The organism is Agrobacterium fabrum str. C58 (assembly GCF_000092025.1).
Lineage (GTDB): Bacteria > Pseudomonadota > Alphaproteobacteria > Rhizobiales > Rhizobiaceae > Agrobacterium > Agrobacterium fabrum.
The window spans coordinates 16,364-34,162 of sequence record NC_003062.2 but is presented as its reverse complement, the minus strand read 5'-3'; the positions used below and the strand labels follow the sequence as shown (position 1 = coordinate 34,162).

Genomic DNA, 17,799 nt, shown 5'->3' with positions numbered 1-17,799 from the left:
GATGGACAGGATTGCCGCGTTGCGATAGTCGGCAATGAGAGTGCGTGTGCAAGGGAGCATTTCATGATCGGACTAGTGCTTGTCACCCATGGCAAGCTGGCTGAGGAGTTTCGCCATGCGTTGGAGCATGTCGTCGGTCCCCAGAAATTGATCGAGACGGTCTGTATCGGTCCCGAAGACGACATGGATCAGCGCCGGCAGGATATCATCGACGCCGTCGCGCGCGCCAATGATGGCAACGGCGTCATCATTCTGACTGACATGTTCGGTGGCACGCCGTCCAATCTCGCGATCTCAGTCATGAACAACGGCAATGTCGAAGTCATCGCCGGGGTCAATCTTCCCATGCTTATCAAGCTTGCAGGCGTTCGCAGCGAAGATAATATGGACAAGGCCCTTCAGGATGCGTCCGATGCCGGCCGCAAATATATCAACGTCGCCAGCCGCGTTTTAAGCGGCAAATAAGAAGTCAGCCCATGTCGCCTCTCTCCCGGGAATTGCCCATCATCAACAAGCGCGGTCTCCACGCTCGGGCATCCGCGAAGTTCGTGCAGATGGTCGAGGGTTTCGACGCCACGATCACGGTTTCCAAGGACGGCATGACCGTTGGCGGCACATCCATCATGGGCCTGATGATGCTGGCGGCAAGTCCCGGATGCAGCGTCTATGTCGAGGCGAGTGGCAATCAGGCGGTAGAGGCGCTGGCCGCACTGGAAGCGCTGGTCGCCAACCGCTTTGGCGAAGAGGCCTGAGACCGCCCCATATAAAGACATAAAGACTTCTTTATATCATTATTGCCAGATCGGTTGTGGCCTGCTAAACCGCTGCTACGTTTAAGAGCCGGGCCGTCAGGCGCGGCGTTTCTGATCTGGAGAACCTTATGAGCCTTGAGAAGGACTACATCGTCGCCGACATCAACCTTGCCGCATTCGGCCGCAAGGAACTGGACATCGCCGAAACCGAAATGCCGGGCCTGATGTCCTGCCGCAAGGAGTTCGGTGAAAGCAAGCCGCTGAAGGGCGCACGTATCACCGGCTCTCTTCACATGACGATCCAGACCGGTGTTCTCATCGAAACGCTCAAAGAACTGGGCGCGGAAATCCGCTGGGCCTCCTGCAACATCTTTTCGACCCAGGACCATGCGGCAGCGGCCATTGCAGCAGCCGGCATTCCGGTCTTCGCCGTCAAGGGTGAAAGCCTGACAGAATATTGGGAATATACCGACAAGATCTTCCAGTGGACCGATGGCGGCCTCTCCAACATGATCCTCGATGATGGCGGCGATGCCACCATGTATATCCTGCTTGGCGCACGCGCCGAAGCCGGTGAGGATGTGCTTTCCAATCCGGGGTCGGAAGAAGAGGAAATCCTCTTCGCGCAGATCAACAAGCGCCTCAAGGCTTCCCCCGGCTGGTTCACCAAGCAGCGTGATGCGTTGAAGGGCGTGACGGAAGAAACGACGACCGGCGTTCATCGTTTGTACGATCTCGCCAAGAAGGGCCTGCTGCCCTTCCCGGCCATCAACGTCAACGACAGCGTTACCAAGTCGAAGTTCGACAACAAATACGGCTGCAAGGAATCGCTCGTCGACGGCATTCGCCGTGCAACCGACGTGATGATGGCCGGCAAGGTTGCCGTGGTCTGCGGTTACGGCGATGTGGGCAAGGGTTCCGCGGCCTCGCTGCAGGGTGCCGGCGCCCGCGTGAAGGTCACAGAAATCGACCCTATCTGCGCACTTCAGGCCGCGATGGACGGTTTCGAGGTGGTTCGCCTGGAGGACGTGGTTTCCTCCGCCGATATCTTCATCACCACCACCGGCAACAAGGACGTGATCCGCATCGAGCATATGCGCGAGATGAAGGACATGGCCATCGTCGGTAACATCGGCCACTTCGACAATGAAATTCAGGTCGCCTCGCTGCGTAACCTGAAGTGGACGAACATCAAGCCGCAGGTCGACATGATCGAGTTCCCGAAGGGCAACCGCATCATCCTGCTTTCCGAAGGCCGCCTGCTGAACCTTGGCAACGCTACCGGTCACCCGTCCTTCGTCATGTCGGCATCCTTCACCAACCAGGTGCTTGGCCAGATCGAGCTTTTCACCAAGCCGGGTGAATACAAGAACGAAGTTTACGTGCTGCCGAAGCACCTCGATGAGAAGGTCGCGCGCCTCCACCTCGAGAAGCTCGGTGTGCGGCTAACCGAACTTTCCGACCTTCAGGCAGATTATATCGGCATCTCCAAGCAGGGTCCGTTCAAGGCTGAACACTACAGATATTAATATCATAGTTAATATCCACTGAAATTACACAATATCTAGATGCCGTGCGCTTGACAAAGCGCGCGGCATCTTTTTTGCGCGCTCCCTTCCCGCAGATTTATGAAGACGGTATTGTCATCGGACTTGATTCGGACACACCAAAGGGCGGCGTGGACGAAATGGGATGTCTTGTCGAAGATGCGGCACATAGGACGGAGACAGACCGGGGATGACGGTTCACAATTCGGATCTGCGCGAGCAGACAGTTCAACGCGTTGAAAACACGCACGCAAGCGTGGCATCAAGCACGCGGGCGTTGGAGCGTTTCTGCGTCTTTCCGGATGGAAAACCGGCGCCCACTTTTTCTGGAAATGCTTTGGCACGTTGCCGGCTGGCAATCCGCGCGATCCGGACCGGCTTTTCGCGGGCGCGTATCCTGCTTTCGGGTACGGTTCTCACCGGCTCGAGCACCGTTGCGATGGCCCAGGACGGCCTTGTGGCAAAGACCAGCGCACGGCTGTTCTCGTCTGGAGAAACCATCACCTATTCGCTTTTCGTCGGTATGCTTTCGGCAACGCTGTTTTCCGTCGTCTGGCTGGTGCGCCAGCGCGGCAATATCGAGGCGGAAAGCAGCGAATACCGTCAGGCACTCGCGCAATCCCACCACAAGATCGCGAAATACGAGGCGCTGATCTCCGATAAGAGCCGCCGCATCGTCATCTGGGATGGCGTGGATAAACGCCCGGAATTTCTGGGACAGCTGCCGGCCGAGACCGGTGTGCCGCAGGCGGACCAGGATTTTCTGGCATTCGGCCGCTGGCTGAAACCGGCATCCGCGGGCCAGCTTGAAAAATCCATCGAGAAACTGCGCAGCCACGCCCAGAGCTTCGATCTGACCATCGAGACGCAGCGCGGCGAAGTGATTGAAGTTCAGGGACGTGTATCCGGCGGCAACGCATTTGCGCGCTTCATCGCGCTCAACAATCTCCGCGCCGAACTCGCCGAATTGCAGGTGGAACGCGAGCGTCTGCTTGCCTCCGTATCGACATTTCAGGAACTTCTCGATTCCATCGAACAGCCCGTCTGGCGGCGTAATGGCGAGGGTGAACTCACCTGGGTCAACCACGCTTATGCCCATGCGGTGGATGCGCGAAATGCCGAGCAGGCCGTTCAGGAAAAGCGCGAACTTCTGAACACGGTTACCCGACAGAAGATACGCGCGGCCGCGACGCCGGAATCGCCCTATCACGACCGCATCTCGACAGTCGTTTCCGGTAACCGCAGCTTCTTCGACGTTGTCGACATCAAGACGGCGGGCGGATCAGCCGGTATCGCCATCGATGCCACCGAAGCGGAAACCATCCGCGAAGAACTCAAGCGAGTTCTGAAAAGCCACGCCGAAACGCTCGATCATCTGGCGACGCCCGTTGCCATTTTTGACGGCCGGCAGCGGCTGCAATTCTACAATCAGGCTTTTGCCAGCCTGTGGGGCTTCGATCTGGTTCTCCTCGAATCCGGCCCTGACAATTCCGAGCTTCTCGACAGGTTGCGTAGCGCCGGCAAATTGCCCGAGCAGCTGAACTGGAAGAACTGGAAGGAAACGGCGCTTTCCGTCTACCGGTCGCTCGATACCAAGACGGATCTCTGGCACCTGCCCAACGGCCAGACCCTGCGGGTGATCGCCACGGCCCATCCGCAAGGTGGCGCGACCTGGGTTTTCGAGAACCTGACCGAGCAGGTCGACCTGCAGATGCGCTATAACACCCTGGTGAAGGTGCAGGGCGAAACCATCGACCATCTGGCCGAAGGTGTCGCCGTGTTCGGCGCAGACGGGCGCATTCGCCTCTCCAACCCGGCATTCCGGGCTCTTTGGGGCGTGACGGCCGATGAGGCGGAAACAGGCACGCATATTCGCGCCATCGAAACCGCCTGCGCTCAATCCTATGACGGGCCGGATGGCTGGCGCGCCTTCAGCCAGTTCATCACCAGCTTCGATGACGAACGGCCTTCCCGGCAGGGCACGCTGGAACTGCTTTCCGGTCTCGTGCTCGATTATGCGATCATTCCGCTGCCAGACGCTCAGACCATGCTGACCTTTGTCAATATGACGGACAGCGTGCGCGCCGAGCGGGCGCTCAAGGAAAAGAACGACGCGCTTCTGAAGGCCGATGAACTGAAGAACGATTTCGTGCAGCATGTTTCCTACGAGCTTCGCTCGCCACTGACCAATATCATCGGCTTCACCGATCTCCTGAAAACGCCGGGCATCGGCCAATTGACGGAACGGCAGGCGGAATATCTCGACCATATTTCCACCTCGTCCTCGGTTCTTCTGACCATCGTCAACGATATTCTCGATCTCGCGACCGTCGATGCCGGCATCATGCAGCTCAATTATTCGGATAATGATCTGAACGAGCTGCTCGACGATGTTTCGGTGCAGATCGCCGACCGGCTGCAGGAAAGCGGTATTTCGCTCGAGATCGTCGCGCCTGCCCATCTCGGCAGTCTCGTGGCCGACCACCAGCGGCTGAAGCAGATTCTCATCAAGCTCCTCACCAATGCGATCAACTTCGCACCCGAAGGTTCCTCCGTGCAGCTCTCCTGCCAGCGCAGCGAAGGCGACTTCGTATTCTCCGTTGCAGATAAGGGTCCGGGCATTCCCGAAGACATGCTGAAGAGCGTGTTCGACCGCTTTGCGACGCGTGGCAATGGCGGGCGGCGGACCGGTGCGGGGCTCGGTCTTTCCATCGTGGAAAGCTTCGTCAGCCTGCATCATGGCACCGTCAGCATCGACAGCCGGCCCGGCAACGGCACCATCGTCACCTGCCGCATTCCCTCCGCCACACTGCCGCACTCCATCGCCGCAGAATGAGCGAAGACATTTTGCCGATCACCATTTCGCTGGCGGGAGAAAAGGACACCATAAGGCTCGGTGAAGACCTTGCCCTGGCCCTGAAACCCGGCGATTGCCTGACGCTGATCGGCGATCTCGGCGCTGGCAAATCAACGCTCGCCCGCGCCTTCATCCGGGCGATGGCGGATGAGCCCGATCTTGAGGTTCCAAGCCCCACCTTCACCATCATCCAGACCTATACGACCCGCATCCCCGTCGCCCATCTCGATCTCTACCGGCTTTCGGATGTTTCCGAGCTAGATGAACTCGGCATTGACGAGATGCTGGAGGACGGTATCTGCCTGATCGAGTGGCCCGACATCGCCGCTGAGGTTTTGCCTCCGGCCCAGACGATCACCCTGCAGCTAACACATTCGGGTGAAGGTCGCGTGGCCGTGATAGAGGCGCCGGCACAACAGAAAGCGCGGCTCGACCGTGTTTTCGCCATTCGTGAATTCCTGGCGAAAAACGGCAGAGGCGATGCGACTCGCCGTTTCCTGAGTGGTGATGCCTCGACACGCGCCTATGAAACGATCTCGACCGATGGCCCCGACCTTATTTTGATGGATTGGCGGCGCCCCATGAGGGGAGCGATCGTTGCGGACGGCAAAACTTACGCGGAAATCGTCCATCTTGCCCAGGATGCGCGCTCCTTCGTGGCGATCGGCGATTATCTGCGAAACAGCGGTTTCCGTGCGCCGGAGATTCTGGCCGCGGATATCGATCAGGGCATTCTTCTTCTGGAGGATCTCGGACGGGAGGGTGTACTTGCTGCAGATGGCACACCGATAGAAGAACGTTATCTTCAAAGTGTCGCCTGTCTCGCCACCCTTCACCAGACACCGCGCCCGGCGTTGCTGCCGATGCGTGATGGCAGCACCTACGACATTCCTTCCTTCGACCGGCAGGCGATGAAGATCGAAGTATCGCTGCTGGTGGAATGGTATCTGCCCCACAAGCGCGGCAAAGCGCTCACCGATGGCGAGAAGCAGGATTATTACGCCATTTGGGACGGCCTGATCGATGCGCTCGCCGGCTGCGAAACGGGACTTCTGCTGCGTGACTTCCATTCGCCGAATATTCTCTGGCAGGCGCAGAATAGCGGCATCGGCCAAGTTGGCCTAATCGATTTTCAGGATGCGATGATTGGCCCCACCGCCTATGATCTCGCTTCCATCGTGCAGGATGCGCGGGTCACCATCCCCCCCGAACTACAAACACGCCTCATGTCGCATTATCTCAACAGCAGAAAAGCGACGCCCGCTTTCGATGAGGCCGCATTCCTCAAGGCTTTCGCCATCATGTCGGCGCAGCGCAACTGCAAGCTTGCTGGTATCTGGGTGAGGCTGTTGGAACGGGACAAGAAACCCGGTTATATGAAACATATGCCGCGGACGTTCCGTTATCTCGCTGACGCGCTTTCGCATCCCGAACTCGCGCCACTCCGGGAATGGTGTGTCCGTATGGGCATGGACTTTAACGACTAACACGGTTGACCACGATGACGATCAAAAACGCGATGGTGCTGGCCGCCGGGCTTGGCACGCGCATGCGCCCGATCACGGATACGATCCCGAAGCCGCTTGTGAAGATCGCCGGCAAGCCGATGATCGATTACGCGCTCGACGCCCTTGTCGAAGCCGGGGCTGAAACCATCGTCGTCAATGTGCATCACCATGCCGAACAGATGATCTCCCACCTTGGACATCGCACCGATGCGGAAATTCTGATCTCGGATGAACGCACGCAGCTGATGAATTCCGGCGGTGGGCTCGCAAAAGGCCTGAAGCTTCTGAAACCCGGCCCGGTCTTCGTCATGAACGCGGATCTTTTCTGGATTGGTGAGCGGCTGAACGCCGTCAGCAACCTGCGCAAGCTAGCTCAATTCCTTGACCCGGCGCGTATGGACATGGCGCTGCTTTGCGTCGACATGGATCGCACCACCGGCCACAACGGCAAGAGGGATTTCAACCTTGCCGGCGAGGGAAAGCTGACGCGCTATCGCGATGGTGACGCTAACCCGGTGGTTTATGCCGGCGCCATCGCCATGGATTCGCGGCTGCTTGACGATGCGCCGGCGGACGCTTTCAACCTTAACATCTATTTCGACCGCGCCATTGAAAAAGACCGGCTTTTCGGCCTGTCGCTGGATGGCCACTGGATCACCGTGGGAACGCCTGACGCGATTGACGATGCGGAAAGCATCATCCGGCAATTCAGAGAAAAACGTTTCGCATGACGCTCACCCACCACGCAAAGCGCGTCCTGACGATCGCTGCGGGAACACCGTTTCTCAAAACGCTCGCGGAAACGCTGTGTGACGGGCGGCTGACAGCCGGCTATAGATATGATCCGACCGATCCTCTTTCGCTTGCGAGCGTGACGATCTATGTGCCGACGCGGCGCTCTGCGCGCGTGCTGCGCTCCGAATTCGTCGATCTTCTGGGCGGCCGATCCGCCATTCTGCCGCTGATCCGGCCTCTGGGTGAAACGGATGACGATAGCGGTTTCTTCGATATCGAAAATCCCGAGATCATGGATCTGGCGCCACCGATTTCCGGCACCGGCCGGCAGATCGAACTGGCGCGCCTCATCCTCGCCTGGCGCAACAGCCTGCCCGACGCCATCCGGGCGATCCATTCGGATTCACCGCTCGTCGCCCCTGCCAGCCCCGCGGATGCCATCTGGCTGGCGCGTGCGCTCGGCGAGGTGATCGATGCGATGGATACCGAAGAAAAGGACTGGGAAGCGCTGCAGCATCTCGATACCGGCGAACATGCGCAATGGTGGCAGCTGACGGCGGATTTCCTGAAGATCGCCAGCGTCTTCTGGCCAGCGCGGCTTGCAGAACTCAACCGTTCCTCCGCGGGCCGGCATCGCAACGCCATCCTGCGGGCAGAGGCGGACCGGCTTGCCAACCTGCCGGATACGGGGCCGATCATCGTGGCTGGCTCCACGGGCTCCATTCCGGCCGCCGCCGATCTCATCGCCGCCGTCGCCGCTCTGCCGCAGGGAACCGTTGTGCTTCCGGGGCTCGATCTTGCGATGCCCGAAGAACAGTGGCAGGCGATTATCGAGGACCCCACCGATCCTTCGAGCCGCACCCATCCGCAATATGGGCTTTATATGCTGCTGCAGAAGCTCGGCATGTCCCGCGACGAGGTGGTTCAGATCGGCGCCCTCGACCGTGATCTCGAAAAGCGCGCGGCCGTATTTTCGGCAGCACTCGCACCCGCCAAGTCCACAAGCGACTGGAACGGCTGGCGCGAAGGCCGGGATCCCGGATTTTTCGATGAAGCCTTCGCAGCGGCCACATTGATCGAGGCCGCCAATCAGCGTGAAGAGGCGACCGCCATCGCGGTGGCGCTCCGGCTGGCGCTGGAGGCCCCGGGTCCTGGGCGGCCGTCTCAGGCGGCACTGATAACGCCCGACCGCGGACTGGCGCGGCGGGTCGCGACGGAGTTGCAACGTTTTGGCATCGAGGCAGACGATTCGGCCGGGACGCCGCTTTCCGCCACGCCGCAGGCAGGGCTGACACAACTGGCGCTGGAAGCCATTCTCAGGCCCGGAGACCCGGTGCCAATCATTTCGCTCCTGAAGCATCCCCTCGCCCGCTTCGGGCTTTCCGGTGACGCTTTTACCAAGGCCTCGAAAGCGCTGGAACTGATCGCTCTGCGCGGTGGCCGCGTCGAAACCGAAATAGGCAATCTCGAAGTGGTTCTGGACGCGCAGCTTCTGGCCCAGCGTGACAACAGGCACCCGCCCGCCTGGCGGGTGGCGCTGCCGGAGGGAAGTGTTGATGCGGCCCGCGATCTGGCCCGGCGGATCGCCATCGCTACGGAGCCACTCGGCTCCGCGTTCATCCGTCGTGACCGCTCCGGGCGCGCCTTCACCGATAAATTGCCGCTTTCCGATTGGGCTGGGCGGACAGGCCGAGTGATCGAGGCCATCTGTGCCGACGACAGCAATGATCTGGCCGCATTGTGGTCTGGCGAGGCGGGAGACAAACTCTCAAGTCTCTTTGCGGAACTGATGGAGAGCGGCGACATCCTCGACGCGGACGGGCCGCAATGGATCGATATTTTTGCAGCGCTGGTGGCAGGCGAATCGATCAAGCCGCGTTCCATGCGCCATCCGCGCATTTTCATCTTCGGCGCGCTGGAGGCACGGCTGCAAAGCGTCGACACCGTCGTCATCGGTGGTCTCAATGAAGGGCTCTGGCCGGGCCAGACGGCCAATAATCCGTTCCTGTCCCGCAGCATGAAGACCGCCATCGGGCTGGAGCCGCCGGAACGGCGCATCGGCCAGCTCGCGCATGACTTCGAGATGGCGAACGGCACCCGGCAGATCTTTTACACCCGGGCGCTGAGGCAGGGCTCCACCCCCGCCGTCGCCTCCCGCTGGCTGCAAAGGCTCCTGGCTCTGGGTGGCGAGAATTTCGCCGAACAACTGAGGAAGCGCGGCGAGACCTATCGCCATTGGGCAGGTCTGATGGACGAGAGCATCGATCAGGAGACGGCAAAGCGCCCTGCCCCCAAACCGCCGGCTGATCTGCAGCCGAAGAGCTACTCCTTCAGCGAAGTAGGGCGGCTGCGGCGGGATCCCTATGCGATCTATGCGCGGCGCATCCTGAAGCTCGATCCGCTCGATCCGTTCAACCGCGACCCGAACGCCGCCGATCGCGGCACGCTTTATCACGGGATTATTGAGCGCTATTCCCGTGAGGGGCATATTCCCGGCACACCGGCCTCGCTTGAGGCGATGCAACGCATTCTCGACGACTGTTTCGACGCGGAAAACCTGCCTGTGCATGTGGATGTCATCTGGCGTCCGCGTTTTGCGGCGGTGGCCCGCGCCTTCATCGATTGGGAGAAAGAACGGCACCCCTCCATCCGCCGCAGCTTCTTCGAAGCACGGGCCGGGCAGGAGATCGCAGAGGCGGGCATCCGGCTGACCGGCGTCGCCGACCGTATCGACATCAAGACCAGCGGCCAGGCGGATATTATCGACTACAAGACCGGTCTTGCGCCTTCCGTCAATCAGGCGCGGGCGCTGCTCGACCCGCAGCTGGCGCTGGAAGCGGCGGCACTGATGCGCGGTGCCTTCCGCGAAACAGGTTCGCCCACGCCCGAAAACCTCATCTATGTACGCCTGCGGCCGGGAGACCGATTTTTTGCCGATCAGGTGAATAACGAACATTCCAACCGAAGCGGCAAGAGACCGCCGAAATCCGCTATCGAACTGGCAACGGAATCGATCGACCAGCTTGCCAAATTCGTGCGCTCGCTGCGCGACGGTGAAAACGGTTTCGCCTCCCGGCTGGTGCCGGAAGAGCAGCAATCCTATGGCGGGGAATATGACCACCTCGCCCGCGTTTCAGAATGGTCGACGGCGGAACCGGGAGACGGCGATGACGATTGATCCCTTCGACGCCGGACCTGCCGCCGATACACCTGAAAGCTGGATCGACTGGACCAGTGCCCGGCAGCGGCTTGCCTCCGATCCCGCAAGCTCGGCCTGGGTGTCGGCCAATGCCGGCTCCGGCAAGACCCATGTTTTGACCCAGCGCGTCATCCGCCTGCTTTTGGCCGGATGCCGCCCCTCGGCGATCCTCTGCCTCACCTATACCAAGGCCGCAGCATCTGAAATGTCGAGCCGCGTGTTCGACAGGCTGGCAGAATGGGCAACGTTGCCGGATTCCGATCTCAAGGACCGCATCACCACCATCGAAGGCAAGGTGCCCGATCGTATCAAGCTCGCCGAAGCGCGGCGGCTGTTCGCCAAGGCGCTGGAAACACCGGGCGGGCTGAAAATCCAGACCATCCACGCTTTTTGCGAAGCCCTGCTGCACCAATTCCCGCTGGAGGCCAATGTCGCCGGCCATTTCTCGGTTCTCGATGATCGCGCCGCCACCACGCTTCTGGCCGAGGCGCGCCGTTCGCTTCTGACGGCGGTTTCGACTGAGGACGACGCGGAATTGGTGCAGGCGCTCGCCTATGTGCTCGATCTTGCCGATGAAAGCGGCCTGGAAGCGCTGCTTTCCGCCATCATCGCCAATCGCAGCGCGCTTCGCTCGTTCCTGCACGAGGCAAAACAGTCGGGCGGCCTCGATGTCCGTTTGCGGCAGGAGATGCAAATTGCTGCCGGGGAGACCGAGGAAACGGCGGCTGAAGCCTTCTGGCCCCTGCCCGGTCTTTCCGGCCTTGTGCTCGACACCTACCTTACGCTTGCCGATGAGGTGGGCGGATCACGTGTCATCGAGGTCGCTTATGCGCTCCGGGAAGCAAAACGGCAGCCGGACCCGGTGCGGCGGATGGAACTCATCGAAGCCGCGCTGCTGACGGCCAAGGGCGAGAAAAAATCGGACGCCTATGTCATCAACAAGGGCATGCAGAAATCCGCGCCTGATCTCGTTGATGCGCTGACGCTGGCCCGCGACCATGTCGTGGCCTGCCGCAATCGCTATCGTCTGGTGCGCATGCTGGTGGCAACTAAAAGTGCCCTTGTGCTGGCCGAACGGTTGATCGGCGATTTCGAAGACCTGAAAAAGCAGCGAAGCCAGCTCGATTTTGAAGATCTGATCGAGCGTGCCGCCAATCTGCTCAATCGCGATACGGCAGGTGCATGGGTGCATTACAAGCTGGATCAGGGCATCGACCATATTCTGGTCGACGAGGCGCAGGATACCAGCCCGGTGCAATGGTCAATCATCCAGTCGCTGGCGGCGGATTTCTTCAACGGTGAAAGCGCCCGCATGGGGCGGCGCACACTCTTTGCCGTGGGTGACGAAAAACAGTCGATCTATTCCTTTCAGGGCGCGCGACCGGAACGGTTCTCGCAGGAGCGCGATGAGACCAAAAGGCGTGTCGATCAGGTGGAGCAGGCCTTCCACCGCATCCGCCTGCCGCTCTCCTTCCGCTCCACCGAAGATGTGCTGGCTGCCGTCGACCAGGTCTTTTCAGACCCGAAAAACGCGAGCGGCCTCAGCGCCGACAATGAGCCCGTCGAACACCGCTCCAACCGCGCCGGCCATCCCGGCACCGTGGAAGTGTGGGATATGGTGGCACCGGAAACCACCGAAGATGAAGAGGACTGGACCGCCCCCTTCGACGCGCTGCGGGAAAGCGCGCCGGCCACCATCGTCGCCCGGCGTATCGCCGCGCGCATTGCCGATATGATCGGAAACCAAACCATCATCGAAAAGGGCGTGGAGCGTGCCGTCGAACCCGGCGATATTCTCGTGCTTGTCAGAAAACGCGCTGCCTTCGTCAACGCGCTGACCCGCGAGTTGAAGCGGCGCAAGAACATTCCCGTTGCCGGTGCCGACCGCCTCCGCCTGACCGATCACATCGCCGTGCAGGATCTTCTGGCGCTCGGCCGGTTCGTGGTGCTGCCGGAGGATGATCTTTCGCTGGCGGCCCTGCTGAAGAGCCCGCTTTTCAACCTGACGGAAGACGATGTCTTCGAGATCGCCGCGACGCGATCCGAGGCGGAGAGTGTGTGGCAGAGGCTGCAAGTCCTTTCGGGCGAAGAAACCAGCCGTCTATCCATCGTCACCGACAAGCTTCGGCATTTCATTTCACTGTCGAAAACCGCCACGGTGCATGATTTTTTCGCGGCGGTTCTGACCCTGCATGACGGCCGCAAAAAATTTCTTGGCCGTCTTGGCAACGAGGCGAGCGACGTTCTCGACGAGTTCCTCTCCTTCGCGCTGGATCACGAAAGAACCGGCCTGCCCGGTCTTCAGGCTTTTCTCTCGGTTCTGGAGACCGATTCACCTGAAGTGAAGCGCGAGCAGGACAAGGATCGCGGCGAAGTGCGCATCATGACCGTGCATGCGTCCAAGGGGCTTGAAGCACCGGTGGTCTTTGTCGTGGATGGCGGCTCGAAGGCCTTCAACCACAGCCATGTGCCGAAACTGCGCTTCGTGGAGGGGGATGGCGATGCCTTTCCGGTCTGGCTGCCCGGCAGCGGTTTTTCCAATCATCTCATTCGCTCGGATGAGGAACGCCTGAAAACGGCCGCGGAAGATGAATATCGTCGGCTGCTTTATGTGGCGATGACCCGCGCCGCCGATCATCTTGTCGTCTGCGGTTATCGCGGCCAGAAGGAAAATCCCGAATGCTGGCACGCTATCGTCAAGGCGGCGCTTGCGGAAAATCAGGATCATTGCCAGCCGCAGGCGTTCAGCGCCGATGGCGAGGAATGGCAGGGGCTTGTCTGGCGTAAGTCCGAAGCACGCCCGGCACTTGCACCGCACAAGCCCGCAGAACCCCAGCAGGAAGAAGACCACACGCTTCCGCCCGGCCTTCTTGCCCCCCTGCCCGCGCTGCCCTCCCTGCCAAGGCCGCTCAGCCCATCGGGCGCGGGAACCATCATTGATGACGGTGCGGACGATCTGGCCGTGCGTTCACCGCTGTTCGGAGAAAAAACCGAGGCCTCCAGCCTTGCCCTGCAAAGGGGCAAGCTGGTGCATCGAATGCTGCAGGCCCTGCCGGATTTTGCGGAAAGCGAGCGGGAAGAGGCAGCCCGGCGTTATGCCGAGCGCGCAGCGCGTTTCTGGCCCGCCACTGATCGGGAGCGTTTGATCCAGGCGGTTTTGCGGGTCCTCTCCGAACCAGCGGTTCAGCCAGCCTTTTCCGCCAACAGCCGTGCGGAAGTGTCGATTATGGGCACGATGACCCTCGGCCGGCAGCACTATGCCGTCTCCGGCCGCATCGACCGGCTGGCGGTGGAGCGTGATCGGGTCATTCTGGTCGATTACAAGACAAACCGCGTGCCGCCGCGCGAAGCACGCGAGCTTCCCTTCTCGCACGTCGCGCAGCTTGCCATTTATCGCGAAATTCTGGCGCCGCTTTACCCCGGCAAGGAATTTGTCTGTGCGCTGATTTATACGGAAAGTGCCGCTTTTGTGCGGGTTGACGACGATGCCATGGCAGAGGCCCTTGCCGCAATAAAGACAAAGTGAGATACCGGGGCATTGAAATTTCGACGCGCCCGCATCACATCGATAGCGGAAAAGATTTACTGAAAGGAGAGCCAGATATGGCTACCGTAAAAGTCGATGCCGCCAACTTCCAGTCCGAAGTCCTCGAATCCGCCGAACCCGTCGTGGTGGATTTCTGGGCCGAGTGGTGCGGTCCGTGCAAGATGATCGCGCCGAGCCTTGAGGAAATTTCCTCCGAGCTGGCTGGCAAGGTCAAAGTTGCGAAGCTCAACATCGACGAAAACCCGGAGCTGGCCGCTCAGTTCGGCGTTCGCTCGATCCCGACGCTTGCCATATTCAAGGGTGGCGAAGTGGCTGATATCAAGGTAGGTGCTGCACCCAAGACAGCGCTTTCCGCCTGGATTTCCAGCGCTGCTTAAGCCGTTTTTATGGAATGAAAAAAGCCCGGCATGATCGCCGGGCTTTTTTATTGGGGAACGGTACCGTTGAAAGCAAGGGCGTTTCCGGCAAGATAAAGCGATCCGCCGATAAGGATGCGCGGCGGCGGTCCTTCGGGATCTACACGGCGCGACAATTCTTCCAGAGCATGGGTCAGCGTCGATGTGGGCGCGGCCACCAGACCGGCATCAAAAGCGGCATGGGCAAGCACGACAGGGTCGATCGCCGCATCCGTGCCGCCTATCGGCACGGTGAAGACATATTCGGCAATATCGGCGAAAGCCTTGAAATAACCCACCGGGTCCTTGGTATTGATCATGCCAGCGATGATGAAGAGTGGGCGCGGCGTCTTTTCCTCAAAACCTGCCATGGCCTCGGCAATCACCTCACCCGCGCCGGGGTTGTGACCGCCATCGATCCAGATCTCGGCACCCTTCGGGGCGATTTCAGCGATTTTGCCGGTCAGGATGCGCTGAAGACGGCCGGGCCATTCCACTGAAGTCATGGCCTTTTCGATCATCCGCTCCGTCACTTCGAAACCGGCTGCTTTCACGGCGCGGATCGCTGCGGCAGCGTTAGCGAGCTGATGGCGGCCGGGAAGACGCGGCAACGGCGCATCGGCCAAGCCGAATTCATCCTGGTAGACCATGCGGCCGAATTCTTCATGGGCGGAAAAATCCTGTCCGTAGACAGAAACCAGGCAACCAAGCCGCTCGGCCGTAGCGACGAGCGTTTCACGCGCCGCATCATATTCCTGATGGCCGATGACGACGGGCGAACCCTTTTTCATGATGCCAGCCTTTTCGGCGGCAATCAGTTCCACGCGGTCGCCGAGATAAGCTTCATGGTCGAGCGAAATCGGCATGATGATGGAAACGGCAGGGCTATTGATCACATTGGTTGCATCGAAGCGACCGCCCAGTCCAACCTCGACGATCGCAGCATCAGCGGGATGCTCCGAAAAAAGCAGGAACATGACAGCAGTCAAAATTTCAAAAACGGTGATCTTCTGCCCATCGTTCGCGACTTCGATGCGACGCAGGGCGTCCGCGAAGACAGCGTCTTCAACAAAGCGGCCCCTCTCCCCGGCAACGCCGAGACGATAGCGCTCATGCCAGTTGACGAGATGGGGCTTGGTATGGACATGAACAGGAAGTCCGGCCGCTTCCAGCAAAGCCCGGCAAAAGGCGCTAACGGAACCCTTGCCATTGGTGCCCGCCACATGGATCACCGGCGGCATTCTGTTTTGCGGATTGCCGAGTTTTTCGAGAAGACGGGAAATTCTGTCGAGTGAAAGATCAAACCCCTTGGGGTGAAGCTGCATCAGCTCTTCAATGATCTTTTCGGCCTCACCGATCGCGGGCTTCGTCATGTCTTCCGTTCGCCTTTCAGGCGTTTTGTTTGCCATTTGTCCGCTGCCCCAAAAATGAAATCAGGCAACGTATAGCATCATCCCGAAAGCAGTTTATGCCTCCGGGCGACATATTTTTTTCCTCAGGCCGAAGCGGCCAGCGGAACGACGGCGTTCGCGTTATCGGCAGGCGCCTTGGTCATGATCTTGAGCATGCTGGCCAGCGTGTCCGGGATTTCGCGACGATCGATGACCATATCCACCATGCCGTGTTCCAGCAGGTATTCCGAGGTCTGGAAGCCTTCCGGCAGCTTTTCGCGAATGGTCTGCTCGATGACACGCTTGCCGGCAAAGCAGATTTCCGCGCCCGGCTCGGCAATATGGACATCGCCCAGCATGGCGTAGGAAGCCGTGACACCGCCCGTGGTCGGGTTGGTCAGAACCACGATATACGGCATGCCTGCCTCTTTCAGCATATTCACCGCAACCGTGGTGCGCGGTAGTTGCATCAGCGACAGAATGCCTTCCTGCATACGGGCGCCACCCGAGGCCGGGAACATGACGAGCGGGCAACGCTCCGAGATGGCGCGCTCGAAAGCCTTGACGATCGCTTCGCCGGCGGCAATGCCGAGCGAGCCGGCCATGAACTGGAATTCATGCACAACGGCAACGATCTTCAGGCCTTTCAGAAGACCAACGCCGGCAAGGATCGTATCTTCCTGCTCGGTCTTTGCGCGGCTGTCGCGCAGGCGATCGGTGTATTTCTTGGAATCGCGGAATTTCAGCGGGTCCTGTGCCACTTTAGGCTGGGCCAAGGCCTCATAGATGCCACCATCAAAAAGATCGGCAAGGCGCGCCTTGGCCGGCATCTTCATGTGGTAACCGGAAGCCGGGATGACCCACTTGTTGTCCTCCAGATCCTTGTGGAAGACCATCTCACCCGTTTCCGGGCACTTGATCCACAGGTTCTCCGGAACCTCCGGGCGGCGGCCAAGCATGGAATTGATCCGCGGCCGAACGTAATTGGTGATCCAGTTCAACTGTCTACTCCTGACTGGGCCGCGCGCTTATTCCGCAGCGGCGAGGCGCGATGCACGCACGCCCGTTGAAAGTCCTTTTACCAGCGTCGTAACTGCCGGCACAGTGTCGGCGGTCGCCTGCCCGTCCTTGGTCAGGCTGCCCGCAATCTGGTTGACGATGGCTGAACCCACCACCACACCATCCGCTACGGCACCGATCGCCTTCGCATGATCGGCCGTCTTGACGCCAAAACCGACACAAACCGGCAGTTCCGTATGCGCCTTGATACGACCGACAGCGCCCGAGATCAACGAGGGATCGGGAAGTGCTGAACCGGTGATACCGTTCATCGAGACGTAATACACGAAACCTGAGGTATTTTTAAGGACGGCCGGCAGGCGCTTGCCATCCGTGGTCGGCGTCGCCAGACGGATGAAATTGATGCCGCGCGCAAGCGCCGGAATGCAGAGTTCATCGTCCATTTCCGGCGGCAGGTCGACCACGATAAGGCCATCAATGCCACTGGCAATTGCGTCGTCCAGAAACTTTTCAACGCCATAGATATAGATCGGATTATAATAGCCCATCATCACGATCGGCGTTGCATTGTCCTGCTTGCGGAACTCGCGGGCGAGATCGAGCGTGGTCTTCAGTGTCTGTCCACCCTTCAGCGCGCGCTGGCCGGCCAGCTGAATGGCCGGGCCATCCGCCATGGGATCGGAAAACGGCATGCCGAGTTCGATAACGTCGGCGCCTGCTTCCGGCAGGGCCTTCATGATGCCAAGCGAGGTCTGGAAATCCGGGTCGCCGCCCATGAAATAGGTGATCAGGGCGGGGCGATTTTCAGCCCGCAGATCGGCAAAGCGCTTGTCCATACGTACAGTCAT

General features: G+C 60.0%; 12 protein-coding genes. 9 read left to right on the top strand and 3 right to left on the bottom strand.

What is annotated here, in order from left to right; all coding sequences use genetic code 11:
* Positions 1 to 63 precede the first annotated feature (63 nt).
* The 9 genes from ATU_RS00150 (at position 64) to trxA (ending at position 14,522) form a co-directional block, all read left to right on the top strand.
* Positions 64 to 465 carry a PTS sugar transporter subunit IIA gene (locus ATU_RS00150; protein WP_003505374.1) on the top strand — a complete coding sequence of 134 codons (402 nt, stop codon included), beginning with the start codon at positions 64 to 66 and terminating at the stop codon, positions 463 to 465.
* 11 nt (positions 466 to 476) lie between these two features.
* Positions 477 to 752: an HPr family phosphocarrier protein gene (locus ATU_RS00145; RefSeq protein WP_006311103.1), complete on the top strand. Its 276-nt coding sequence runs from the start codon at positions 477 to 479 to the stop codon at positions 750 to 752.
* Between the two features lie 128 nt (positions 753 to 880).
* Positions 881 to 2,281: an adenosylhomocysteinase gene (ahcY, locus tag ATU_RS00140; protein ID WP_006311102.1), complete on the top strand. Its 1,401-nt coding sequence runs from the start codon at positions 881 to 883 to the stop codon at positions 2,279 to 2,281.
* A 208-nt stretch (positions 2,282 to 2,489) separates the two neighbouring features.
* Entirely contained in the window at positions 2,490 to 5,135 is a 2,646-nt protein-coding gene (locus ATU_RS00135; RefSeq protein ID WP_010970612.1) for a sensor histidine kinase, read from the top strand.
* Positions 5,132 to 6,643 carry a bifunctional tRNA (adenosine(37)-N6)-threonylcarbamoyltransferase complex ATPase subunit type 1 TsaE/phosphotransferase gene (locus ATU_RS00130; RefSeq protein ID WP_010970611.1) on the top strand — a complete coding sequence of 504 codons (1,512 nt, stop codon included), beginning with the start codon at positions 5,132 to 5,134 and terminating at the stop codon, positions 6,641 to 6,643. The genes ATU_RS00135 and ATU_RS00130 overlap by 4 nt, the downstream gene beginning before the upstream one ends.
* Before the next feature lie 14 nt (positions 6,644 to 6,657).
* The gene (locus tag ATU_RS00125) at positions 6,658 to 7,395 is read left to right on the top strand and encodes a nucleotidyltransferase family protein (RefSeq protein WP_006311099.1); all 738 of its coding nucleotides are present in this window, start codon (positions 6,658 to 6,660) and stop codon (positions 7,393 to 7,395) included.
* Positions 7,392 to 10,577, top strand: coding sequence for a double-strand break repair protein AddB (gene addB / locus ATU_RS00120; protein ID WP_010970610.1), 3,186 nt, complete (start codon positions 7,392 to 7,394; stop codon positions 10,575 to 10,577). The genes ATU_RS00125 and addB overlap by 4 nt, the downstream gene beginning before the upstream one ends.
* The gene (gene addA / locus ATU_RS00115) at positions 10,567 to 14,124 is read left to right on the top strand and encodes a double-strand break repair helicase AddA (RefSeq protein ID WP_010970609.1); all 3,558 of its coding nucleotides are present in this window, start codon (positions 10,567 to 10,569) and stop codon (positions 14,122 to 14,124) included. The genes addB and addA overlap by 11 nt, the downstream gene beginning before the upstream one ends.
* A 77-nt stretch (positions 14,125 to 14,201) precedes the next feature.
* Positions 14,202 to 14,522 carry a thioredoxin gene (gene trxA / locus ATU_RS00110; protein ID WP_006311093.1) on the top strand — a complete coding sequence of 107 codons (321 nt, stop codon included), beginning with the start codon at positions 14,202 to 14,204 and terminating at the stop codon, positions 14,520 to 14,522.
* Between the two features lie 47 nt (positions 14,523 to 14,569).
* On the opposite strand, the gene ATU_RS00105 is transcribed toward trxA, so the two are convergent.
* The 3 genes from ATU_RS00105 to trpA all read right to left on the bottom strand — a co-directional run bounded on the left by ATU_RS00105 (position 14,570) and on the right by trpA (position 17,799).
* A complete protein-coding gene (locus ATU_RS00105; RefSeq protein WP_169539099.1) occupies positions 14,570 to 15,949 on the bottom strand; it encodes a bifunctional folylpolyglutamate synthase/dihydrofolate synthase in 1,380 nt (459 codons plus the stop codon).
* An 86-nt stretch (positions 15,950 to 16,035) separates the two neighbouring features.
* Positions 16,036 to 16,932: an acetyl-CoA carboxylase, carboxyltransferase subunit beta gene (accD, locus tag ATU_RS00100; RefSeq protein ID WP_006311090.1), complete on the bottom strand. Its 897-nt coding sequence runs from the start codon at positions 16,930 to 16,932 to the stop codon at positions 16,036 to 16,038.
* 27 nt (positions 16,933 to 16,959) lie between these two features.
* Positions 16,960 to 17,799, bottom strand: coding sequence for a tryptophan synthase subunit alpha (gene trpA / locus ATU_RS00095; RefSeq protein ID WP_010970607.1), 840 nt, complete (start codon positions 17,797 to 17,799; stop codon positions 16,960 to 16,962).